Consider the following 22,211-nt stretch of genomic DNA (forward strand, 5'->3'; position numbering starts at 1 on the left):
GTGGAGCATCCCCCGGGGGGGCGGGGGACACACCGGTGACCTTCGGAACGCACTCCTCGGCGATCCACGCCGCCGTGAGCGGCTCCCGGCGCAGCAGCCGGCGACCGACGGGCACCAGCTGCTCGCCAATCAGGATGCCCAGCAGCCCCGCCAGCGCGACGAGGGGCGGCGCCGGGGAGCGGACACCGAGCAGGCCGTAGAGGAGGCCCATCAGCGCCCCCGCGGCGAGCGACACCAGATAGATTTTCATGGCCGGAAGACGGACGGTCAGTGACCGCCCTCGCCACCGCCGAACATCGTCTTCGCGTAGAGCAGGCCGAGCCCGTAGGCGCCGCCCGACTCCTTCGCCAGGTTCACGACGGCGTCGTACGTCTTGCTCCGGGCCCAGTCGCGCTGCAGCTCAAGGAGGTACTGGAGCGACGTCATGGGCCGGACGCCCGCCTGGATCATCCGCGCCATCGCCCGCTCGTGCGCCTCCGTGGAGACGTCACCACACGCGTCGGCGATGACATAGACCTCGAAGCCCTGGTCCAGCGCGGACAGCGCGGGACCGACGATGCACACCGACGTCCAGAGGCCCGCCAGCACGATGCGCGACTTGCCGATGGCGTTGACCCGCTCCGCGATGCGGGGGTCCTCCCAGGTGTTCATCGAGGTGCGGTCGATGGCCACCTCCTCCGGGAACGCCTCCTTGATCTCCGTGAACATCGGGCCGGAGAAGGACTTCTCCGCGACGGTCGTCAGGATGGTGGACACGTTGAACACCCGCGCCGCGCCAGAGATGAGCGACACGTGGGTGCGCAGCTGGTTCGCGTGGATGGAGTGCGTCGCGAACGCCATCTGCGGCTGGAAGTCGATGAGGATGAGCGTGTGGTCGCTGGGGGTGAGAAGCGTCTTGCCAGGAGCTGCGGTCGCGGTGGCCATGAGGGGTGCCCTTCTTCCGTGGAAGGGCGACACCCTCTCTTTTTCAAGACACATCCACAATCAGCAAATGGCAGATGATTTGTATCAATTGGGGAGATGGCACGAAAGACAGACAAGCCTTCGCACCCTCCCTGACCCACACTCAGCGCGTGGTGGCCGGAATCACACCCTGGCTGTAGTTGTCGCACAGGGCCAGGTACTCGTCGCTGTCAATGGCGAGCGCGGAGACCCGCTGCTTCTTCACCTTGGGCTTCGCCAGGGTGGTCTTGATCTGCACCATCTTCAGGATGGGGATGCCCATGTAGCTCTGGTCGACGTAGAGGTTCTCCTTCATCTCGTCCCAGGCGATGAGCACGCCGTCATTGAAGCGGATGCCGTCCCGGCCAATCAACAGCGCGGGCTTGTCCAGGCTGCCCAGGCCCTTGACGCAGTTGAAGAACATCCAGCCCGCGGCCAGCGTGACGAAGCCGAAGAAGGCCATCGCGCCCGTCTCCCCCAGCGACCGGTAGGTGAGCGCCCCGAAGAAGGCGAGCGCCAGCGCCCAGATGACCGCGCCCGCGATGAGCTTGAGGCGCGAGTTGTAGACCGCGTGCGGCTGTTCGGCTTTCTTCTTCGTCTGGGGGTTGCGGTAGATTTCCATGAGGTGATGCCCGGTGTTGGGGGTGAGGTCAGCCGGCCAGGCGGTCTGACAGGTAGGCCAGCAGCACTGGCGCGTTGGGAATCTTCGCTTCGTCGATCTTCCGGGGCTTGCCCTGCGCGACGATGACCAGCTCGCGGGTCGATACGCCGGTGTCGAACTCATCCTGGACGCGGATGCTCTCGATCTCCTCCCAGCGCATCCGCCGGCCCTTGTGCGTCAACCCCGCGTCGTCCAGGGTCAGCGGCCCGAAGCGCACCGGCTGTCCGTCGGCGACCTGCTGGTGCACGCGCTCCAGCAGCTCCGGCACGACGTGCTCCATCACCGACTGGTGCAGCGCCTCCGCGTCGCTCCACAGGTTCAGCCGCAGCTTGTAGCTGCCGCCCCGGTGCCGCAGGACGATGCGGTCGTGGTTCTGGATTTCGAGCACCGACTCCACGTCCCGCCAGGCGATGTGGACGGCGCCCGCGCGCAGGCCCTGGTCGTCCAGAGACAGGGAGTGCGGCGCGCGCATCCAGACAAAGAGGTCACTGGCCCGCCAGCCGATGAGGTAGATGCCACAGGGCAGGCCGAACAGCAGGATGAAGAACCCCATGTTGCCGCGCAGCAGGCTGACCACCATGTCCAGCGGCAGCAGGTGCACCCCCGCCGGGGCCAGGAGCATCGCCACGACCAGGTAGCTCAGCACCAGGCCCGCGAAGAACCAGTAGAGGACGGGCGTGGGGAAGACCAACGAGTGCGTGCGTTTCACCGAAGCCTCCAGACGGGCCGGGGATGGGCCGGGGTCGGGGCTTCGTGAGCCACAGCGACGCGTCCGCACGTCTATAAACAATCGCATGTGTCAGCGCGATGTCTTTCGTCCGGTTCGCGACTTCTCACGGGCTGAGACCGTCTATGTTTGTTCTTCGCGGAGTTCCGTTATTCCTAACGGCACCGGGAAGCAGGCGTGCGCCGCGAATCATCCCCCCGAAAGGTGGGACTTCTCGGCTAGGGTCCCCCCATGTCCAACGACTTCGAACCCATCGACTCCAAGCGCGCGAACGAGCTTCTTGCGGACATCCTCGCGACCCCCTTCGATGAGGACGACGATCAGCTCCAGTTCGTGCTCCACCGGGGGAACCTCGCGATGCCGGGCGACTTCCAGCTCGACAGCAACGAGGTCGTCATCGTGAACGGGGACATGGCGGTCGCCGGCTGCCTGGCGGACTCGTTCGAGAACGAGGACGATTTCTCGAAGCTCTACGTCCTGGGAAACCTGCGCGCGCGGGACATGGTCTGCGGCTCGGAGGTGCACGTCACGGGGAACCTGGAGGTGGCGCACGTGCTGTACGCCAACTCGTTCGACCAGGACACCCTGCACGTGGGCGGGACGCTGAGCGCGAAGATCCTCATCGAGGAAGGCCACCAGGTGGAGTTCGGCGCACTCGCGGTGGAAACCCTCATCACGGACGATGAGACCTGGCGGGAGGTCAAGGCGGATACCCAGGTCGGCGACTACGGGAAGGCCCTCAAGCCGCACCTCGTCGGCAAGGGCGGCCGCTTCATCCTGAGCGAGGCCCTCCACAAGGACCTGCAGGAAGGACTCTCCGTCCTGCGCTGACCCGATTCACGAAGGCCTCGCGGGGCGGTCCCAGGCCTGGAGCGAGTGGACGAGCCCGCAGGCCTCCATCCCCCGGAGGCTCAGCCACCCCAGGTCCAGCTCCTCCGGCCGCATCCCCATCCGCGCCGAGTGGGCGAACGCGTGGTGGTTGTTGTGGAAGCCCTCGCCAAACGACAGCACGCCCAGAAGCCAGACATTCGTGCCGCTCTCCGTGGTGCCCGGGATGACGTGCCGTTTCTCACCCCAGACATGCGCGGCGTAGCCCACGAACCAGTGCCCCAGGATGCCGCCCGCGGTCCGGGCGCAGACAAAGACAGCCACCGCGCCCGGCCCACCCACCGCGAAGGTCACCGCCGCCAGCGCGAGCACGTGCAGGGGCCACGTCCCCTCCAGGAATCGCAGCCACCGGTCCTCGAAGAGGCCCGGAGGCAGCCGCGAAAGGGCGCGGTCATCCGCCGCGTCGAAGCGCAGGTGCAGGTTCCACACGAAGTCGCGCCACACCGAATGCCGGTACGCGAAGTACGGCGGACAGTCCTCCTGGTTCTGCCAGTGGTCGCGCACCGCGTGCAGCCGCGCCCACGACAACGGCCCGCCCAGGCCGCTCAGGACGAAGAGGTAGAGCAGCGCCCCACCCACCACCGGGCTTGCCTGGAAGGTGCGGTGGATGACGCCGCGGTGCAGCCCCACCGAGTGGCCCAGGCACAGCGTCAGGAAGGCCATCACCAGGGACGCCGTGAGCGTCGCGGGCGTCACGGCGGGGATCCCGAAGACGAGGCCGGGCACCAGCATGGCCCAGAGCCAGAGGCTCTTGAACGCGTCGAACCGGACCCGACCCACCGACGGGGGCACCAGCGGGCGCCCCGACACGGCTGCTGCTGTTTCGGTCAACATGGGGATGCTGCCTTTCGTCGTCCCAGAAGGACGCACTTCGGCGCTCCATGACCACGCTGACTTGTTAACCGCCCGAGCCCCCGCCGCCCGACCTCCGGTCGCGCGCGGATGCACCGGCCTCGTGGCAGGCATTAGACGTCGTGGGCTCCCCCCACCATGGTGGGGAGCCGGACGGTGATGCGCGCGCCGCCCAGCGGCCCATCCCCCACCGTGATGGTGCCCCCGTGCTGCGTGACGATGGCGTGCACGATGGAGAGCCCCAGCCCGCTTCCGCGCGCCTTGGTGGTGAAGAAGGGCTCGAAGAGGCGGGCCTGCACGGCGGCGGCGATGCCCGGGCCGCTGTCGTCCACGCACAGCGCCGCCTCGTCGCCGTGCGGGCTCGCGCTGAAGCGCACCCGACCTCCCGGGGGCGTCGCCTCCAGGGCGTTGAGCGCGAGGTTCAGCAGCACCTGCCGCAACCGCTCCTCGTCGCCCCGCACCGCCACCACCCGCGTGAGCTCCACCTCCAGCGCCACGCCCCGCTGCTCCGCCTGTCCCGACAACAGGCTGCGCACCCGCTCCAGCAGCGGCGCCACCTCCACCGGGCTCGCCAGGAAATCCCGGGGGCGGGCGAACTGCAGGAAGTCCTCCAGGATGTGATCCAACCGGCGGATCTCATCGCGCACGAGCAGCAGCGGCTCCAGCAGCGGCCCCTGGACGCCCTCCTCCAGCCGTCGCACCCGCCGCTCCAGCACGGTGAGCTGCAACGCGGCGGCGTTGAGCGGGTTGCGGATTTCATGGCTCAGGCCCGCCGTGAGCGTGCCCACCGCCGCGAGCTTCTCCGTCACCTGCGCGCGACGGGCCAGCTCCCGCTTCTCGCGGTGCAGCCGCACCTGCCGCAGCGCCTGCTCCAGGGTGAGCAGCAGCTCCGGCGTGGCGCAGGGCTTGAGCAGGTACGCGCATGCGCCCGCGTGCACCGCGGCCACCGCCGCCTCCAACATGCCCAGGCCGGTGAGCAGCACCACCTCGCCGTCCGGCACGCGCTCCTTGAGCCGGGGCGCCAGCCCGGTGCCCTCCCCGTCCGGCAGCCGCACGTCCACCAGCGCGACATCGAAGCCGTCCCGCGCCCGCTCCAGCGCTCCCGCGCAGCTGGTCGCGCTCGCGACCTCGTAGCCCTCGTCCCCCAGCAGCTCCACCATGTTGTCCAGCAGGGCCGCGTTGTCGTCCACCACCAGCACGCGGGGGCGGTACGGCGCTCGGGTCTCCGGTGTCAGGGACCTCTTCATCCGCGGCCCCCGTGCACCCGTTCGAGCGCGGCGAGCAGCCCTCCGGTGTCGAAGGGCTTGCGGACCAGCCGGCCGTCGAAGTCACCGGGCAGGGCGTCCGGGTGGGCGGTGACCACGAAGAGGGTCAGTCCCGGGAAGCGCTCGCGCACGCAGCGCAGCGCTTCGCCGTCGGGGCCCCCCGGCACGCGCAGGTCCACGAGCGCGGCGAAGGGGCTCACGTCCCCCAGCCGCGCCACCTCCGGCACCGAGCTGGCGGACACGGACGTGAAGCCCCGGGCGCGCAGCACCTCCGCGAGGTTGTCCAGCAGGTGCGGGTCGTCCTCCACCAGCACGACCAGCCCATCGCGCCGCGCCCGCGCGAGCAGCTCCACCAGCGTGGGCATGGGCACGGGCTTGGGCAGCACCGCGAGCACCCCCTGGCCGCGCGCCCACTCCAGTTCGGCCTCCCCCGGGTGCGCCGTGATGATGATGGCCGCGAGGCCGGGGTCCACCCGCCGGAGTTGATGCACCACCGCGGCGCCGCTCATCCCGGGCATGCGCATGTCGGTGAGCAGCACGTCGTAGCGCCGCGCGCGCACGGCCGCCAGGGCCTCCTCGCCGGAGACCACCACCGTGGCCACATGGCCCGCATCCTCCAGGATCTCCGCGAGGTTCTCCGCGAAGGCCCGGTTGTCATCCACCACCAGGAAGCGGCCCATCAGGAGGCCTCCGGAGGCAGGGGCAGGCGCAGCACGAAGCGGGCCCCTCCGAGTCCGCCCTCGCGCGGAGCATGTTCGATGCCGCCACCGTGGCGCTCGAGGATGCGCCGCACGAGCGCGAGCCCCAACCCCAGTCCCCGCGCCCGGGTGGTCATCAGGGGTTCGAAGACGCGCGCGCGGATGGCGGGCTCCAGGCCCGGACCGCTGTCCTCCAGGACAAGCCACACCTCGCGCGCGCCGGACTCCGCCAGGGCCGCCTCCAGCCGCACCTCGCCCGCGGCGTCGCCCAGGGCCTGCACGGCGTTGTCCAGCAGGTTGACGAAGACCTGGAGCAGTTGCACCGGATCCCCTCGCAGCGGGGGCAGCGCCTCCAGTCCCCGTGCGCTCACGCGCACGCGCGCCGGGGGGACGACCGCTCCCAGCGCGGAGGTCCAGACCTCCTCCAGACGCACCGGTGCGTGGGTGAGCGGCCGGGCGCGGATCATGTCCAACAGGCTCGTGACGATGTGGTTCGCGACGTCCACCTGTTCGCCAATGCGCTCCAGGTGCTTCGCCACGCGCGGGTCCTCCTGCGCGGCGGGGCGGCCCTTGAGGATGAAGAGCGAGGTTTCGATGACGCCCAGCGGATTGCGCAGCTCGTGCCCGATGGAGCCCACCAGCTGCCCGAAGGTCGCGAGCCGTTCGGCGCGCGCGGCCTGGGCCAGCAGGTCCTCGCGGTAGGTGTGGAGCATGATGGCCAGCTCCAGGTCCAGGATCTTCCCCAGCGCGCGCCGCAGCCGGGCGGCCTCGTCGGGCTGCTCTCGCAGCGACGACTCCAGCACGTCCGTCAGCGCCTGTCGCAGCAGGTTCATGGCGCCGAACATGTAGTGCTGCGGCAGGCTGATGCGCACGTGCACCCGGCCGATGCGGCAGCGGCGCTCGAAGTACGCCGCGTCCCAGGGCCCCAGCAGGAGCGAATCCATCCAGTCCTGGAGCGTCACCTTGAGGTGGCCCACCTGGCGCTCGCCGCCCTCCAGCGCCTTGCGCGCCTCCGGGTGTTCCAGGATGCGCCGGTAGAACACGTCCGCGATGCGCTCGAAGTGCGCCTGGACCCGAGGATGCAGCGCCCGCAGGGCCTCGCCGTCGTCGGCGCGGAAGTCGACGTAGCGTTGCAGCTCCTCGAAGACGTTCTGGGTCACGGACTCCACGGAAGACATCCCTTCCGCCCGCTCTGCGGGCGACCTAGGAGGCAACGGAGGGGTCCTGCCCGGTGCCGCCGCCAGCATATGCCTTGAGCTTGTATTGGATCTTCCGCACGCTGATGCCCAGCACCTCCGCGGCGCGGCTGGTGGACCCTTCCACCATCTCCAGGGTGCGCAGGATGGCCTCGCGCTCGATGGCGGCGAGGCTTGCGCCGGGGATGAGCCGCTCGCTGGACTCGGCGCTGGGGCGGGGGCCCCGCAGCACGGGCGGCAGGTCGTCCGCCGTGAGCTCCTCCCCCCGGGCGAGCACCACCGCGCGCTCCACCGCGTTCTCCAGTTCGCGGATGTTGCCCGGCCAGTCGTGGCTCATCAGCGCCTGCAGGGTGCCGGGGGCCAACCCCGTCACCTGCTTGCCGTAGGCCGTGTTGCAGCGCTCCAGGAAGTGGCTCACCAGCGCGGGGATGTCCCCCTTGCGCCGGCGCAGCGGGGGCAGCGTCACCGCCACCACGTTGAGCCGGTAGTAGAGGTCCTCGCGGAAGCGGCCCGCCTTCACCTCCGCCTGGAGGTCGCGGTGGGTGGCGGCCACGATGCGCACGTCCACCTTCAGCGTCTGCGTGCCGCCCACGCGCTCGAAGTCGCGGCTCTGCAGCACCCGCAGCAGCTTCACCTGGACGGCCGGGGAGATTTCGCCAATCTCATCCAGGAACAGGGTGCCGCCGTCCGCCAGTTCGAAGCGGCCCTCCTTGCGCGCGACCGCGCCCGTGAAGGCGCCCCGCTCATGGCCGAACAGCTCGCTTTCCAGCAGCCCCTCGCTGAGCGCCGCGCAGTGCACCCTCACGAACGGGCGCTCCTTTCGCGGACTGAGGTTGTGCAGCGCCTGGGCGACCAGCTCCTTGCCCGTGCCGCTCTCCCCGAGGATGAGGATGGTGGCCTTCGTGGGTGCCGCCTGTTGGATGAGGGCGTAGACGCCCTGGAGTTCGGGCGCGTCCCCGACGATGTTGTCCACGCGGAAGCGCTCCGCCACGCGCTCGCGCAGCTGGTGGGCTTCACGCCGCAGCCGGCGCGTCTCCAGGGTCTTGCCCAGGACGACGAGCACCGCGTCGATGTCCAGCGGCTTGGTGAGGTAGTTCTCCGCGCCCGCGCGCATCGCCTCCACCGCCGCCTCCACCGAAGCGAACGCCGTCATCACCACGAAGGTCGCGTCGCTGCCGCCCTCCCGCGCACGCCGCATCAACGTCAGCCCGTCCATGCGCGGCATGCGCATGTCGGTCAGCACCACCGCGGGCGCGAAGTCCGCGAGCAGCCCCAGCGCCTCCTCGCCGTCCGGGGCCTCCCGCACGTCGAAGCCCTCTTCCTTGAGGAGCGTGGCGATGGCGCGCCGTGCGTTCGCCTCGTCGTCCACCACCAGGATGCGTTCGTTGACCATGGCTCCTGCTTAGCAAACCTGTCCGGGCAGCGACGTCTTCAACGGCCAGGCGCCAGGGCCCGCCGCCTGTCCGCGCACCCCAGGCAGTAGCGCGCCTCCGGGACGGCGAGCAGGCGCTGTCGTCCGATGGCGCCACCGCAACACTCACACCCCCCGAAGCACCCCTCGTCGATGCGCACGAGCGCCGCCTCCACCTCCACCAACTCCTGGGGCGCGAAGCGGACTCCGCGCGCGTTGGACAGCCGCTGGGTGCGCAGCGCGTCCTGGCGACAGCGCAGCATCTGCCGCGCCCGGAGGATCATCGGGTCGGTGCTCATGGGTCCTTCCGGTACGAATTCACGAAGCGTGCCCGGGGCGCTCATGGTGCGGGGGGGACGGCGGGCTCCACGGTGCTCCGCCGCCGCGCGGCCAGCACCCCTGGCATCGCGAGCACCGCCACGGCCACCGACATCAGCGCCGCGCCCGCCAGGTCCGTGGCCTCCAGACCGGGAAGCCCCAGGAAGAGCCCCAGGAAGAGCGTCGCCCCCACGCCCGCGAACACGCTGGACGCGCGGTTCACCGGCACCGTGAAGCTGTTCTCCCGGGCATCCAGGAGCACCCGCGCGCCGAAGATGCCGCTGCCCTGGGAGAAGCCTCCCACCGCCAGCTCGAAGGGCAGCGTGGGGCGCGACACCATCCCGACGAAGCCCTCGCGCAACTGCGCCGCCGCGCCCCCCACGCCCAGCCAGGCCCACGCCGCGAGCAGGACGAGCAGCGCGGGCGTGGCCACCATCTGCTCCTCCACGAAGTAGCGCTCGCGCGCACCGGGCGCGTCGTTCTTCGCCCGCTGGCTCATGAAGCGCAGCCGCACGAAGTAGCTGGCGATGTACACCGCCACGTCCAGCGCCGCGACGCGTGAGAGGTGGGGGCTTGCGCCCGGGCCCGTCGCGACGAGCAGCGACAGGAGGCTCAGGCCCAGCGCCACGCGGGAGGGCCACGCCACGCGCCGGCCGCTCAGCGCATCCACCAGCGGGGCCAGCACCAGCACCCCGCCGCGCATCAGCAGCATCATGAAGACGATGGAGGTGCCGTCGAACGTGTAGGCGAGCGTGGTGGTCGCGATGATGCCCGTGGTGCACAGGCCCGACAGGAACGTCCAGCGTCCGGGCCACGGCAGCCGCCACCGCCCGAAGCGCCGGTGGCCCGCGTGCTGGAAGCCGCCCGTCGCCTTCAGGTACAGGAACATGCCCGCGAACGTGGCCACCGCCGTGGAGGGCAGCAGCACGAAGCCCGGCAGCCCCGCGCCCATGCCCGGCAGCGCGCCCAGGCTCAGCGCCTTGGTGAGCGCGCTGTAGGGCAGGTAGCAGGCGAAGTAGCCGAAGGCGAGCCACCCGATGGAGGCGGGGGGCTTCCCCGGAGGACTCATCGTGCCCGCGCCGGGCAACCCCGGGGACACCGGGACGCACGGGGCGCCTTCGCGGACACGGGTTCCAGGCACCCGCCGCAGACCTCGCAGCGCGACGCGTCGTCGGGGACGAGCCGCTCCAGGGCCTGCTCCAGCGCGAGGAACTCCTGCAGCTCCCGCGCCTCCAGCCGCTCCAGCAGGTGCTTCGCCTCCGCCGCCACCGCCGGGTCCGGCAGGCCGGGCGACAGGGCCGTCTGGACCAGCACCCACACGTGCTGGTGCTGTTGCCGCAACGCGAGCAGGCGCATCCAGCGGGGCAGCAGCTCCCGCGACACCACATGCTGGGGGACGTCCATCCGGGTCCGCCTTCCACGCACCGGGGCTTCGGCCCGGGGCTCCGGCCTGAGGGATTCATCCGGCGTGCCAGCCCTGTGCGCCCGGCCCCGCCGCCGCGCGCCGCAAGCAATGCGCGCAAGGCGGGCCGCCCGCGCAGCGCTTGCGCCAGCACGGTCCGGGGCTTCCCGTCCCGCCGCGCACGCCGGATGCATGGCCGGACGGGAAGTCCCCGGACGGCCACCGCCGTTGTCGGGAGGAGGACCCGAAATGCGCATCGCCTTTTTCGACACCCACCGTTTCGACCGCGCGGCCTTCGAACAGGCCAATGCCGCGGCGGGCCAGAGCCTCACCTACTTCGAGCCGCGCCTCACCTCGCAGACGGCCGGGCTGGCCGCGGGCTTTCCCGCCGTGTGCTCGTTCGTCAACGATAGACTGGACGGGCCGTGCCTGCGAGCGCTCGCGGACGGCGGCACCCGGCTGGTGGCGCTGCGCTCCGCGGGCTTCAACCACGTGGACCTGCGGGAGGCCGCGCGGCTGGGGCTCGCCGTCACGCGCGTGCCCGAGTATTCGCCGCAGGCGGTGGCCGAGCACACCGCCGCGCTGGTGCTGGCGCTCAACCGCAAGGTGCACCGCGCCTACGCGCGCGTGCGCGACTGGAACTTCTCGCTCGACGGGCTGGTGGGCTTCGACCTGTGCGGCAAGACGGTGGCCCTGGTGGGGTTGGGGCGCATCGGGCGCGCCGCCGCGCGCATCTTCCGGGGCTTCGGCTGCCGGCTGCTCGGCGTGGACCCCCTGCTGTCGGACGCTGACGCACGAGCCCTGGGGCTGGAGCGCATGGCGCTGACCCAGGCACTGGAGCAGGCGGACATCGTCTCCCTGCACGTGCCGCTCACGCCCGGCACACGCCACCTCATCGACGCGGCCGCGCTCGCGCGGATGAAGCCCGGGGCCATGTTCATCAACACCAGCCGGGGTGCGCTGGTCGACAGCCACGCGCTGCTGGACGCGCTCAAGGCGGGCCACCTGGGCGCCGCCGGCCTGGACGTGTACGAAGAGGAGGAGGGCATCTTCTTCCAGGACCTCTCCGACCAGGTGCTCCAGGACGACGTGCTCGCGCGCCTGCTCACGTTTCCCAACGTGCTCGTCACCGCGCACCAGGGCTTCCTCACCCAGGAGGCCCTGCGGGCCATCGCGCGGACCACGCTGGAGAGCGTGGGACGCTTCGAGCGAGGGGAGCCGCTGGGGCCCACGCAGGTGCAGGCCGAACAGGTGCTCAAGCAGTAGTCGGGGGACTGCGCCCGCCGTGCCGGCGCGGGCGGGGGGCCGCCGCGCGGCGCGAGCTTGCGCGGTTACGGAAGGCTCCGGGATTGCGAAGCCCACGCCGCCCCGGGCAACCGGGACGCGGCGGCGCGACGCGCAGGATTTGCGCGGGAGGCCGCAGCCGTTGCGCGACCTGCGCCTTCCCCCCCGCGAAGGCGTCCGGCACGCATCGTGAAGAACCCGGGAGCGGCTGGGGCACGCCCCACCGCAGTCAGGCCGGGCGCCGAGGTGCGACGCGCCCCTTCATCCGGAGTCCGCCCATGACCATCCTGTGCGCAATCGACTTTTCCGAGGGAGCCCGCCAGGCGGCGACGGTGGCCGCGCTGCTCGCGGCCCGCCACGAGCAGCCCCTGCTGCTCGTGCACCAGGTCCATCCGGACGAGCTCATCGGCGCGGCCGAACCCGTGCGCGAGGGCCTGCAGGCCCTGCTCCGGGAGGAGGCCGCGCGCCTGGAGGCGCTGGGAGCGCGGGTCCAGGTGGCGCTGGTGGAGAGTGCCTCCCCGCAGGCCCTGAGCGACCTGCGTGCCCGACATGACGCGCGGCTCCTGGTCGTGGGGCCGCCGCGCGGCGAGCTGCCCTACCCCGGCGCGGGTGGCAGCCTGGATCGCATCGCCCAGGCCACCTCGATACCGCTGCTGAGGGTGCGGGATGCGGCGCCCTTCCAGGCCTGGCTCGCGGGCCAGCGGCCCCTGCGCGTGATGCTGGGGGTGGACCGCTCGCGGGGCACGCTGGCCGCCCGCGGCTGGTTGACGGAGCTGGGCCGGTACGGCCCCCTCGAACTGATGGCCGGCAACGTCTACTACGTCTACGAGCAGTGCCAACGGCTGGGGCTGCCCGTGCCGGCCACGATGGACGACGCGAGTCCGCTGCTGCGGGACATGTTGTCGCGCGAGGTGGCCACGCTCGCGGACGCGGGAGCGGGGCAGCCGGTGCGGGTGCACCTGCGCCAGGGCGTGGGCCGCGCGGCCGACCATCTGGTGGACCTGGCCCAGGAGCAGGAGGCGGATGTGCTCGTGTTGGGCACGCACCACCACACCGCCCTGGGCAACCTCGCGTCGGTGGCGCACCACGCGCTGCGCCTCGCGCCCATGGCGGTGGTCGCGGTGCCGGTGCGCGACGCGGCCTCGCAAGGCGAGGCCCCCCTGCCCCAGGTGCGGCGGCTGCTGGTGGCCACGGACCTGTCCCCGCTCGCCGACGAAGCCATTCCCCTGGCCTTCGCCCTGGCACCGCAGGGCGCCGAGGTGCATCTGGTGACGGTGGTGCAGGAGCCCCTCACCCCGGAAGAGCAGCGCGACCTCGAGCGGCAGCTCCTGGAGCGCGTGCCGCGAGGACTGGAGCAGCGGCACGTGCGCGTGCAGGCGGAAGTCTTTGTCGCGGGGGAGGTGGCGGCCATGCTCACCCAGGCCGCCGAGCGGCTGGACGCGGACCTGCTCTGCATGGGCTCGCGCGGACACGGAGGACTGAAGGAGGCCCTGCTCGGCTCGGTGACGCGCCAGGTGCTCGCCCAGAGTCGTCGTCCCGTGCTGGTGTTGCGGCCCCCCGCGCGCTGAATGCCTCCGGGTGAGGCTCAGGCCGCCCGAGGCCGGGCGTTCACCATGGCGATGCCCGCCAGGATGACGCCCATGGACAGCAGCATCGGCAGCGTCAGGTGCTCGTTGAAGAAGACGAGCCCGGACAGCACGCCGGTGGCGGACACGACGTAGCCGAACTGGCTGAAGTACACCGGGTCCGCGACCTTCTGGAAATGGAAGTACACGCGGTAGCCCAGGCTGGTGAAGAAGCACTGGGCCAGGATGACGCCCCACCCCGCCATGCCGGGGCGCGGCAGCCCCCCGTTCATCACCAGGAGCGGCAGGAGCGCCAGCGCCCCCCCCAGGAGCATCCCGCCGGCCAGCAGGCTCGCGGGCACGCCCTTGGGCATGCGCAGCTTCCGGTACACGTTGCCGGCCGCGATGCTGATGGGCGTGCACAGCGCCAGCGCCAGCCACCAGGACGACCCGGTGCCCGGCGCGCTGCTCCGGCCCAGCACCAGGAGGGCCGCGCCCACCAGCCCCACCACGATGCCCGCGAGCCGCAGCGGCCGGTAGCGCTCGATGCCCAGGCCCCAGGCAAAGGCATACGTGAACAGCGGCGGCAGCGTGTACACCAGGGACGTCACGCTGGTGCCCACGAACTGCATGACGATGAACGTGACGCTGTTGGGAACGGCCACGCTCAGCACGCCGGCGATCAGGCTGTAGAGCAGCACGGGCCGCGCCTCCGGGGTGCCGCTCAGGCTCCGGCCGCCGGCGAACGCCAGCACCAGCCCGCTGCCCAGCGCGGGCCAGAAGGCGAAGGCCAGGGGCGACCAGCCCTCCGCGCGCGCCACGCGGGACATGGGCAGCATGCTGCCCAGCAACATCCCGGTGGCGATGAGCAGCAAGAGGGGCGCGTCGCCCCACTGCCGCAGCCGCGAGCCGACCAGGGAGGGGGAACTCATCGGGACGGGGTCGCTCATCAGAAGGTGGTGCCCAGCGCCAGCGCCGCCGCCCAGAGCCCGTTGTCGGAGAAGGCGAAGCCCAGCGGGGCATCCAGGTTCATCACCAGCCGGGCCTCCACGAAGCCCGCCGAGCCGTAGAAGCGCGCATGGGGGATGAGCGCGAGGAAGGTGGGGTCCGCCCCCTCCACCGCCGTCGCGAGGTAGATGGCCTGGAAGGTGGACCCCACGAGGACGTGCGAGGTGACGTCCATGGCGGCGGAGCCGGAGAACTGGAAGACCGCGTCCACGCGCTGCCCGCGCTTCTCGGAGAGCTGGGCGGACATGGGGATGCGCCCGTCCACGCCGAAGCGGAAGCGCCCCGTCTTCAGCGTCGCGTCCACCCACGGCGTCAGGCCGACGAGCCCCGGGTTCACCAGGCTGAAGCCGCTGTTGCCCCGCAGCGTGGCCGCGCGCCGCAGCAGCGCCGAACCGAAGTCGTCCGGGTCCGTGATGAGGGTGAAGGGCAGCACCAGGTTGCCACCCGTGCGGACCTTCAACGCGCCGTCGTCGCTCAGCACGCCGCCCAGCCCCACGGAGGGATTGCCCGCCTGGAACGCGGTGGGCCCTCCCGCGCGGGACGGGGCATAGGCGAAGAGCCAGGCCGCGTTGAGGCTCAGCCTGTCCGACAGCGCGACGGACGCGGAGAGCGCCGGGGCGAACACCGTGGTGGGCTGCCCGTTGAGCGACCCGGAATAGGCATACGTCTCATACAGCAGGGCATTGGGCGGACGGGGCGCGGGCCCCTGCGCGAGGGCCGTTGGGGCGGCGAGGAGGAACGCGGCGGCGCCAAGGGCGCGAAGGAATGAAGTCATGAAGGGGGACCGCTGGAAAAAGGAAGAAAAGGGTTCAGAGCGCCAGGGGCGCGTACGCGGCGCCGAACTGGAACAGCTCCGGCAGCAGCTCCCGGCCCAGCAGGGCGGCCGCGCACAGCGTGGCGAAGGCCTCGCGCCCCGCCGGAGGGGACGGCACCGCGTGCGGCTCGCACGCGGGCACCGCTAATACCTTCACGGACACGGGCTCCGTCTCCGGAAGGGGCCGCGCCGCGTCGAAGCGTTCGTGCGACTGGCGCAGCTGGTGCGGAACGCCCGGCAGCGCCTCCGTCACGGCGCGCACCACGGGCCCCTGCCCGTCGGAGACGACCCCGACGACCGGCACGTCCAGCGACCGCGACATCTCCTGGAAGCGCGGCACCAGCTCCTCCTCGCGGTGTTCGGGCAGGCTCCAGGCCCCCAGCACCTCGGAGGACAGACACTCCCGCGCCACCCACAGCACCTGGTTGCCCACCTCCGGACGCAGGGCGCTCATGGACAGCACCACCCGGCCCAGCTTCTGCGTCACCGCCTTGAGCCGCAGGCAGTCCGAAAGCCGCAGCGCCAGCAGTTCGTCGTACCGGTCCAACAGGTTGGTGACGCTGCGCTCGGAGATGGGGACATCCCGCGCGCGCAGGGCCGCGTGGATGGAGGGGACGCTGCGCTGCTCCTGGTAGCGCAGCGCCCCGATGAGCGCGATGACGTCCAGGCCGAACTCGTGCTCCGGCAGGACCCACAGCCCCTCTTCCTCCGCGCGGATGGCCTTCAGGCGCAGGGGACACCCCTCGCGGTGACACACGCGCACCTGCACCTTGAGCGCGACGACGCCGTTGAGCGTCACCACGTTGCGGCGCGCCCGATAGTCCGCGGGCGCCGGCCCGCCACAGGCGGCGCACTGCCGCCGCCGATTCTCAAGTCCGACCTGACGGCTGGCCGGGGGATGCGCGCTGGTCCGAGCCATGACACCAACTCCCTTGGGGAAGAGGGGAAGACCGCCGTTGACGGCGGCGCTACGGGGTGGTGCTGGCGGCGGACTTCACCGGCTGCTTCGGCTGCTTCTTCACCAGCTCGATTTCGAGCGTGATGGAGACCTGCTCGCCCACCGCCACGCCGCCCGTCTCCAGGGCCGTGTTCCACGTCAGGCCGAAGTCCTTGCGGTTGACCTTCGTGGTGGCGCTGCCGCCCCGCTTGAGGTTGCCGTACGGGTCCTTGGACTCCACGGTGAAGCCCTCGGCCTCCAGCACCACGGGCTTCGTCACGCCGTGGATGGTGAGGTTGCCCGTCAGCTTCAGGCCGTCACCGGACTTCTCCACCTTGGTGGACTTGAAGGTGAGGGTCGGGAACTTCGCGACGTCGAAGAACTCGGGCCCGCGCAGGTGTTCGTCACGACCGGTGTCGTTCGTGGTGACGGTCGTCGCGTCGATGACCGCCTCCACCGTCGACTTCGTGATGTCCTTCTCGTCGATGTTCGCCGTGCCGGTCACCTTCGAGAAGGAGCCCCGCACGTTGGAGACCATCATGTGCTTGACGGAGAAGAGCGCGGACGAGTTCGTCGGGTGGATCTCGTACTCGGTGGCGGCGGCGAGCGAGGGAACGGCGAGGGCGACGATGGCGAGGGACTTGAGGAACGACGTCATGGTGTTGCTCTCCAATGGGAAACAATCACGGCAGGCCCCCCGCGCCGCGGAGGGCCGCCAGGAATCAGGTCGCGTAGATGCGCTTGTGGTCGCGCGTGCCCTGGTAGCGGAAGCCGGAGCCGGCGGCGTCCGCGGCGGGCCGCTCGTCCAGGTGCTCGCGAGCGCGCATCACGTCCTCGTATTCAGGGATGGACAGCGCGCGGCGGCGCGCGAGCTTCGCCTCCAGGCCCAGCGCCTTCACGCGCGCCTGGGCGCCGTCCTGCACCACGCCGCTGAAGAACTCCGCGCAGGAACCGCTGCCGTAGGAGAACAGGCCCACGCGCTTGCCCGTCAGGTCCTCCGGGGCGGACGACAGGAGGCTCGCCAGCGCCAGGTACATGGAGCCCGTGTAGATGTTGCCCACCTGCGAGGGCATCACCAGGCTGTGGCCCACCAGCCGATCAAAGCTGGCATCCGGCGCGGCGTCCCCGTCCAGCGTGCGCAGGTGCCGGTGCGCCTTGCGGGACATCTTCCCGTAGGGCACGTGGTAGACGAGCGCGGCGAAGCGGTCGCTGTAGGCGCCCTCCCCGCCCGCGTCCCCCGCGGCCTCCTGGTAGGCGCGGTAGGCCCCCTCCAGCGCGTCCAGGTAGCACTGGACGGAGTAGTGCCCGTCCACCAGCGCGTCCTTCGAGTACAGCGGACGCCAGAAATCCATCACGTCCTTGGAGTAGACGCCCGTCTTGCCGGCCTCCAGGACGACGAGGCTGGGGTGGTCCGACACCAGCATCGCCACCGCGCCCGCGCCCTGGGTGGGCTCGCCCGGCGTGCCCACGCCGTAGCGGGCGATGTCCGAGCACACGATGAGCGCCTTGCGGCCCTTCGCGCTGCCGGAGCGCACCCAGTCCAGCGCCATCTGCAGCGCCGCAGTGCCGCCGTAGCAGGCGTGCTTCGTCTCGAAGATGCGGCAGCGCGTGGACAGGCCCAGCAGGCCCTGGACGTAGGAGGCCACCGGCTTCGAGTGGTCCACCGCCGTCTCCGTGCCCACCACCAGCAGGCCGATGTCGTCGGGAGAGCAGCGCGCGGACTCCAGCGCCATCCGCGCCGCGCGGGCCGCCAGCGTCACCGTGTCCTCGTCCACCAGCGGCACGCCCATGCGCGTCACGCCCAGGCCGTCCACGTACTTGCCGGGCGCGACCCCGCGCGCCATCGCCAGGTCCGCCAACTCCACATACGTGTCAGGAACCGCGACACCGATTGCTTCCAGGCCCACCTGCATGACTTCCCCCTCGGGTTCTTCGGTTGATTGCTTCAAGCACACGCCTCCCGTGCACCGCGGACGCGGTGGATGGGATTGCGGGTGTGTCATTGCTTCAAGGCGGGCCGGCGCTCGCGGGGGCCCCACCCCCGCCCCTGGACGCCGCCTTCACATCCGGACCGGAAGCCCTCGCTTTCCGGTGGAGGCGCTTTGCGCGCGCGTCGGTGTTGGAGGCACCGGCGCGCGAGCGAAAGCCGCCTGCTTCAGCGTCGCGCGTAGGAACCGGTGCGCAGCTCGTCGATGATGCCGGGGCCCTTGGGCGCCCAGCCCAGCAGCGTCTGCGCCTTCTGCGCGGAGAACTTCTGGTCCAGGGCCAGCGCGTCGGCGAAGGCGCCAAACTGCTTGCGCGCCTCCTCCAGGGGCCACGCGACCGTCTTGCCACCCGCGCCAGCGCCCTCGCTCGCCGCGGCGGCGATCTCCTTCACCTTCAGGGGCGGGCCCTGCACGGCGACCAGCACGGTGCCAGCGGGGGCCTGCTCGACGGCGCGCACATAGAGGTCCGCCAGGTCCTCCACGAACACCACCGGCCAGTGGTTCTCACCCGTGCCCATGAAGCGGGCGGCGCCGCCGTCCTTCACGGACGCGCTGAGCATGGAGGGGATGCCGGCGCCGCGCCCGTAGACGATGCCCGGACGGATGACGATGCCGCGCACGCCCGCCGTGTTCAGCGTGCGCTGCTCCACGGCCGGGCGCCAGGCGACCAGCGCCGCCGCGCTCAGCGGGGTGTCCTCGTTCACGATGTCGCCGCGCGTGTCGCCGTGCACCCAGACGCCGCTGGTGTAGACGAAGGTCTTGTTCGTGCCCTTGAGCGCGTCCAGCACCGCCGCGACGGCGGGCGCGTCCACGGCCTCGCTGTTGGTCGTCGCCGTCCAGACAACCGCGTCCAGGTTCTTCACCAGGGCGGCCAGCCCCGCGGTGTCCGCGAGGTCGCCCGCCACGGCCTGGACGCCCCGGCCGGTGAGCTTGTTGCGCGCATCCTCGGAACGCGCGAGGCCCAGGACCTGGTGGCCCGCCTTCTTGAGCGCATCCACCACCGCCCCGCCGATGTAGCCCGTCGCGCCCGTGACAAGGATCTTCATGTTCCGCCTCTTCTCAAGTTCAGGTTGAGTCATTCGACAGTCACTCCCACCACCTGGCCGTCATGGGCCCAGGCGTAGGAGCGCAACAGCAGTTGCCACACGACCTCAAGCTCGTCCGCGTCGCGAGGTCCGAAAAGCATCGGCGTTCCCGAGCGCGGATGCGGCATGCCCCAGCCCTGCTGGAACACCTGCCGCGCCAGCTCCGGCGGGAACTTCAGGTGCAGGCTGCCGTCCTCCGCCGGGTGGATGTGCGCGAACTCCGTCCCCACCTGGAACGCCGCCCGGGGGCCTCGCACGGACTCCGGCCGCAGCCAGAACGCACGCGCCCCCGGCACGGAGATGCCGCTGGGCGCCACCGTCACGTCCGGCAGCGCCGCCGCGCGGGTGAAGAGGCGCTCCTGGATGTCCGTGGGGGACTGCTGGCTCAACTGCCGGTGCGCCAGCGGCGTGCCCGGAGGCGCGTCGCTCGTCTCCGGACGTGGGCCCTTGCGCGCGGCCAGCCGGAAGGACGGCTCCGGCGCCGTGGACGTCAGCACCCGCGACACGCCCGCCGCCTCGGCGCGAGGCACTTCATTCGCTGGGGGGGTGCAGGCCGTCGCGGCCAGGAACAGCGCCACGTGCACCCGGAGGACCGGACCTCGGGAAACCATGACTTCCCTATAGAGCGGGTTGACGACTGGACACTACGCGCAGGAGGGAAAAGGATTGTTTCCTGGAGGTGACCAATGGAGCACGTCGCGCCCTATTTCACGTTCGCCGAGGTGGTGCGGACCGGCAGCTTCACGGTGGCGGCCAAATCGCTGGGGCTGTCGAAGGCGACCGTGAGCAAGCAGGTGATGCTGCTGGAGAGCACGCTGGGCGTCCGGCTCCTGCACCGCACCACGCGCAAGCTGTCGCCGACGGCGGAGGGGCGGGCCCTGGCGGCGCGGTGCCAGCGGATGACGGACGAGTTGGAGGCGGCGAAGGCGGAGGTGCTGCTCTTGCGGAGCAAGCCGCGCGGACGCCTGCGCGTGAGCCTGCCGATGACCTTCGGGCTCATGCAGGTGGTGCCCGCGATGCCGGAGTTCCTGGAGCGCTACCCGGAGATCGACCTGGACATCCAACTGGATGACCGCGTGGTGGACCTGGTGGAGCACGGCTTCGACGTCTGCATCCGCATCGCGACGCTGCCGGACTCCTCCCTCGTGGCGAGGAAGCTCGCGTCCAGCCGCCGCGTCATCTGCGCGACGCCCGCGTACCTGAACCGCCACGGTACGCCGCACCGGCCCGAGGACCTGAAGCAGCACCGGTGCGTGCAGTACACCTACCTGGCCTCCGGCACGGCCTGGAAGCTGCGCGGGCCCGGGGGCGAGGAGTCCCTGGTGGAGACGACCGGGCCCCTGCAGGCCAACAGCAGCCTGGCCCTCAAGATGGCCGTGCTGGGGCACACCGGCATCGGGCAGTTCCCGCTGTTCGCGGTGGCGGAGGAGCTGCGGGGCGGACAGCTGGTGGAGGTGCTGGATGACTACGCGCTGCCCGACCTGTCCATCTGGGCCGTGCACGCGCCGGGGCGCACCATCACTCCGAAGATCCGCGCGTGGGTGGACTTCCTGGCCCGGCGCTTCGCGAGCGACACGGGCTGGAGTCACGCCGCAGGGGGGAAGCGCGGCTGAAATCAGCCCGTGCGGGCCGCGCCATCCTGCCAGTCGACGCGCATGCGGAACTTGCTCAGCTGCGCGGAGGCGATCTGCGTGCGCTGGCCGTCGTCCGCAATCTTCCAGGCCTGGCTCTGGGTGAAGATGAGGTTGCGGCCGCTGCGCAGCACGTGGGCCTCGAAGAGCACCTCCGCGCCCAGGGGGGTGGCCGACATCATCATGCTGTTGAAGCTGTTGGTGAGCGCGTACTCGTCGGGCCCCAGCATGGGCAGGGTGGCCAGCATGCTGACCACGTCCAGCATGGAGTAGATGACCCCGCCGTGCAGGGTGTGGCTCAGGTTGTCGATGGCCTCCGTCACGCGCAGGCGGCACTGGCAGAAGCCGGCGCGCTGCTCGATCAGGCGCAGGCCGCAATAGCGCTGGTACGCATGCTCCAGGAGCGCCTGCGAGTGCGCCCGGGCGTGTTCACTCAGGTCCTTCATCGTGTCTCCCGTCACAAGGCCCGTCCGATGACTTCCAGCATGACTTCCCGCGCGCCCCCGCCAATGCCGAGCAGCCGCGCGTCGCGGTAGATGCGCTCCACCCGGGCCGGCTCGACGCAGCCGTGCGCCCCATGCAACTGGACCGCGTCGTGCGCGATGCGCTCCAGCACGTCCACCGCGGAGTTCTTGGCGATGGCGGCCTGCGCCGGGGACAGCTGTCCCTCCGCCTGCCAGCGCACCGCCTGCTCCACGTACACCCGCACCACGCTCAATTCAGAGTGCCGCTCCGCCAGGCGCTGGCGCAGGACGGACTTGTCCAGCAGCGCCTCGCCGCCCACCCGGCGCGTGCGGCAGTGCGCCACCGTGTCGCGCAGCGCCAGCTCCGCGGACGCCACCGCCATCACCGCCAGGTTCAGCCGCTCCTGCTGCAGGCACGTCTGGAGCAGGCGCCCCGCCTCGCGTCCGGCGATGAGGAGCCGCGCGGGCGCCGCCTCGAAGCGCAGCGAGGCGAGCGGCAGGCACCGCCAGCCCAGGCACGCCAGCCGCGTGCTGCTCACCCCGGGCGCCTTTGCCTCGACCAGGAACAGCGCCAGGGCGCCCTCGTGGACCGCGCCCACCAGCAGCAGGTCCGCGCGGCCGCCGTTGCAGATGAAGCTCTTCTCCCCGGTGAGCCGGTATTCGCCCCCGCGCGACTCCGCCCGGCATTCAAAGGCGCGCAGGTCGGAGCCCGCCTGGGGTTCGGTCAGCGCCAGGACGATGCCCTGGTCGCCCTTGAGCACCGCCGGCACCACGCGGGCCGCCACCTGCGCGTCGCTGCCCTGCACCGCCTTGAGGCTGACGAAGTGCGACGCCAGCCCCATGGTGATGCCCTGGGCGCCGCCCAGGGTCAGCTCCTCCACCAGCACCGCCAGCGCCCGGGGGTCGTCGGGGAGCTGCTCCGGGGATTTCCCCAGGGCCAGCAGGCCCGCGCGGCCCGCCTGGCGGTAGAGCTCCAACGGGTACGCACCCTCGCGCTCCCAGGCGTCCACGTCGGGCCGCACATGGTCGTTGACGAAGGCGCGCACCTGCTCCCGGAAGGCTTGCGTCATGGCGTCCG

Annotated in this window: 25 protein-coding genes; 4 read left to right on the plus strand and 21 right to left on the minus strand. The window is 71.3% G+C overall.

Annotated elements, in window-relative coordinates; translation table 11 throughout:
* The 4 genes from D7Y13_RS06030 to D7Y13_RS06045 all read right to left on the minus strand — a co-directional run.
* Window positions 1-250: DUF1427 family protein (locus tag D7Y13_RS06030; RefSeq protein WP_120630643.1), on the minus strand; the 250-nt coding region annotated here is incomplete at its 3' end.
* A gap of 17 nt (window positions 251-267) precedes the next feature.
* Entirely contained in the window at window positions 268-924 is a 657-nt protein-coding gene (locus D7Y13_RS06035) for a hydrolase (RefSeq protein ID WP_120538227.1), read from the minus strand.
* A gap of 142 nt (window positions 925-1,066) precedes the next feature.
* Entirely contained in the window at window positions 1,067-1,564 is a 498-nt protein-coding gene (locus tag D7Y13_RS06040; RefSeq protein ID WP_120538226.1) for a hypothetical protein, read from the minus strand.
* A 28-nt stretch (window positions 1,565-1,592) separates the two neighbouring features.
* On the minus strand, window positions 1,593-2,312 hold the full coding sequence (locus D7Y13_RS06045) for a DUF6585 family protein (RefSeq protein WP_233595401.1): 720 nt from the start codon (window positions 2,310-2,312) through the stop codon (window positions 1,593-1,595).
* Window positions 2,313-2,561: 249 nt separating this feature from the next.
* On the opposite strand from D7Y13_RS06045, the gene D7Y13_RS06050 reads away from it, so the two are divergent.
* On the plus strand, window positions 2,562-3,161 hold the full coding sequence (locus tag D7Y13_RS06050) for a hypothetical protein (RefSeq protein ID WP_120582996.1): 600 nt from the start codon (window positions 2,562-2,564) through the stop codon (window positions 3,159-3,161).
* Between the two features lie 6 nt (window positions 3,162-3,167).
* On the opposite strand, the gene D7Y13_RS06055 is transcribed toward D7Y13_RS06050, so the two are convergent.
* From D7Y13_RS06055 to D7Y13_RS45655, 8 genes are all read right to left on the minus strand, one after another.
* Window positions 3,168-4,052, minus strand: coding sequence for an acyl-CoA desaturase (locus tag D7Y13_RS06055; RefSeq protein WP_120582995.1), 885 nt, complete (start codon window positions 4,050-4,052; stop codon window positions 3,168-3,170).
* Window positions 4,053-4,183: 131 nt separating this feature from the next.
* Entirely contained in the window at window positions 4,184-5,317 is a 1,134-nt protein-coding gene (locus D7Y13_RS06060) for a sensor histidine kinase (RefSeq protein WP_120582994.1), read from the minus strand.
* Entirely contained in the window at window positions 5,314-6,015 is a 702-nt protein-coding gene (locus tag D7Y13_RS06065) for a response regulator (RefSeq protein WP_120532404.1), read from the minus strand. The genes D7Y13_RS06060 and D7Y13_RS06065 overlap by 4 nt, the downstream gene beginning before the upstream one ends.
* Window positions 6,015-7,202 carry a sensor histidine kinase gene (locus tag D7Y13_RS06070; RefSeq protein ID WP_370451645.1) on the minus strand — a complete coding sequence of 396 codons (1,188 nt, stop codon included), beginning with the start codon at window positions 7,200-7,202 and terminating at the stop codon, window positions 6,015-6,017. Before D7Y13_RS06070 ends, D7Y13_RS06065 begins: the two co-directional genes overlap by 1 nt.
* Window positions 7,203-7,236: 34 nt before the next feature.
* Window positions 7,237-8,622: a sigma-54-dependent transcriptional regulator gene (locus tag D7Y13_RS06075; protein WP_120582993.1), complete on the minus strand. Its 1,386-nt coding sequence runs from the start codon at window positions 8,620-8,622 to the stop codon at window positions 7,237-7,239.
* A 38-nt stretch (window positions 8,623-8,660) separates the two neighbouring features.
* Complete coding sequence (locus D7Y13_RS06080; RefSeq protein WP_233595400.1) at window positions 8,661-8,939, minus strand: TraR/DksA C4-type zinc finger protein; 279 nt, start codon at window positions 8,937-8,939, stop codon at window positions 8,661-8,663.
* A gap of 41 nt (window positions 8,940-8,980) precedes the next feature.
* Window positions 8,981-10,027 (minus strand): hypothetical protein, encoded by a 1,047-nt coding sequence (locus tag D7Y13_RS06085; protein WP_147444250.1) that lies wholly within the window; start codon window positions 10,025-10,027, stop codon window positions 8,981-8,983.
* Window positions 10,024-10,362, minus strand: coding sequence for a hypothetical protein (locus tag D7Y13_RS45655; RefSeq protein ID WP_120532408.1), 339 nt, complete (start codon window positions 10,360-10,362; stop codon window positions 10,024-10,026). The genes D7Y13_RS06085 and D7Y13_RS45655 overlap by 4 nt, the downstream gene beginning before the upstream one ends.
* 247 nt (window positions 10,363-10,609) lie before the next feature.
* On the opposite strand from D7Y13_RS45655, the gene D7Y13_RS06095 reads away from it, so the two are divergent.
* Complete coding sequence (locus D7Y13_RS06095) at window positions 10,610-11,626, plus strand: 2-hydroxyacid dehydrogenase (RefSeq protein WP_120582991.1); 1,017 nt, start codon at window positions 10,610-10,612, stop codon at window positions 11,624-11,626.
* Between the two features lie 296 nt (window positions 11,627-11,922).
* On the plus strand, window positions 11,923-13,212 hold the full coding sequence (locus D7Y13_RS06100) for a universal stress protein (RefSeq protein WP_120532410.1): 1,290 nt from the start codon (window positions 11,923-11,925) through the stop codon (window positions 13,210-13,212).
* A gap of 17 nt (window positions 13,213-13,229) precedes the next feature.
* Here the strand turns inward: D7Y13_RS06100 and D7Y13_RS06105 are convergent, their stop codons facing one another.
* The 7 genes from D7Y13_RS06105 to D7Y13_RS06135 all read right to left on the minus strand — a co-directional run bounded on the left by D7Y13_RS06105 (window position 13,230) and on the right by D7Y13_RS06135 (window position 19,649).
* Window positions 13,230-14,141, minus strand: a complete 912-nt coding sequence (locus tag D7Y13_RS06105; RefSeq protein ID WP_158620322.1) for a DMT family transporter — start codon at window positions 14,139-14,141, stop codon at window positions 13,230-13,232.
* A 17-nt stretch (window positions 14,142-14,158) separates the two neighbouring features.
* The gene (locus D7Y13_RS06110; protein WP_120532412.1) at window positions 14,159-14,992 is read right to left on the minus strand and encodes a hypothetical protein; all 834 of its coding nucleotides are present in this window, start codon (window positions 14,990-14,992) and stop codon (window positions 14,159-14,161) included.
* A 34-nt stretch (window positions 14,993-15,026) separates the two neighbouring features.
* Window positions 15,027-15,950 (minus strand): hypothetical protein, encoded by a 924-nt coding sequence (locus tag D7Y13_RS06115; RefSeq protein WP_120582990.1) that lies wholly within the window; start codon window positions 15,948-15,950, stop codon window positions 15,027-15,029.
* 49 nt (window positions 15,951-15,999) lie between these two features.
* Complete coding sequence (locus D7Y13_RS06120) at window positions 16,000-16,626, minus strand: YceI family protein (protein WP_120532414.1); 627 nt, start codon at window positions 16,624-16,626, stop codon at window positions 16,000-16,002.
* Window positions 16,627-16,690: 64 nt separating this feature from the next.
* Complete coding sequence (locus D7Y13_RS06125) at window positions 16,691-17,881, minus strand: hydroxymethylglutaryl-CoA synthase (protein WP_120532415.1); 1,191 nt, start codon at window positions 17,879-17,881, stop codon at window positions 16,691-16,693.
* Between the two features lie 242 nt (window positions 17,882-18,123).
* On the minus strand, window positions 18,124-18,999 hold the full coding sequence (locus D7Y13_RS06130) for an NAD-dependent epimerase/dehydratase family protein (RefSeq protein WP_120582989.1): 876 nt from the start codon (window positions 18,997-18,999) through the stop codon (window positions 18,124-18,126).
* Window positions 19,000-19,028: 29 nt separating this feature from the next.
* On the minus strand, window positions 19,029-19,649 hold the full coding sequence (locus D7Y13_RS06135) for a luciferase domain-containing protein (RefSeq protein WP_120532417.1): 621 nt from the start codon (window positions 19,647-19,649) through the stop codon (window positions 19,029-19,031).
* A gap of 75 nt (window positions 19,650-19,724) precedes the next feature.
* Here D7Y13_RS06135 and D7Y13_RS06140 point away from each other — a divergent pair, with 75 nt between their 5' ends.
* Window positions 19,725-20,651 carry a LysR family transcriptional regulator gene (locus D7Y13_RS06140; protein ID WP_120532418.1) on the plus strand — a complete coding sequence of 309 codons (927 nt, stop codon included), beginning with the start codon at window positions 19,725-19,727 and terminating at the stop codon, window positions 20,649-20,651.
* Between the two features lie 2 nt (window positions 20,652-20,653).
* Here D7Y13_RS06140 and D7Y13_RS06145 read toward each other — a convergent pair whose 3' ends face one another.
* Both D7Y13_RS06145 and D7Y13_RS06150 read right to left on the minus strand, forming a co-directional pair.
* A complete protein-coding gene (locus D7Y13_RS06145) occupies window positions 20,654-21,115 on the minus strand; it encodes a PaaI family thioesterase (protein WP_120582988.1) in 462 nt (153 codons plus the stop codon).
* Window positions 21,116-21,126: 11 nt separating this feature from the next.
* Window positions 21,127-22,203: an acyl-CoA dehydrogenase family protein gene (locus D7Y13_RS06150; RefSeq protein ID WP_120582998.1), complete on the minus strand. Its 1,077-nt coding sequence runs from the start codon at window positions 22,201-22,203 to the stop codon at window positions 21,127-21,129.
* Between the last annotated feature and the right edge of the window lie 8 nt (window positions 22,204-22,211).

Origin of the sequence: Corallococcus praedator, assembly GCF_003612125.1 — a bacterium.
GTDB lineage: Bacteria > Myxococcota > Myxococcia > Myxococcales > Myxococcaceae > Corallococcus > Corallococcus praedator.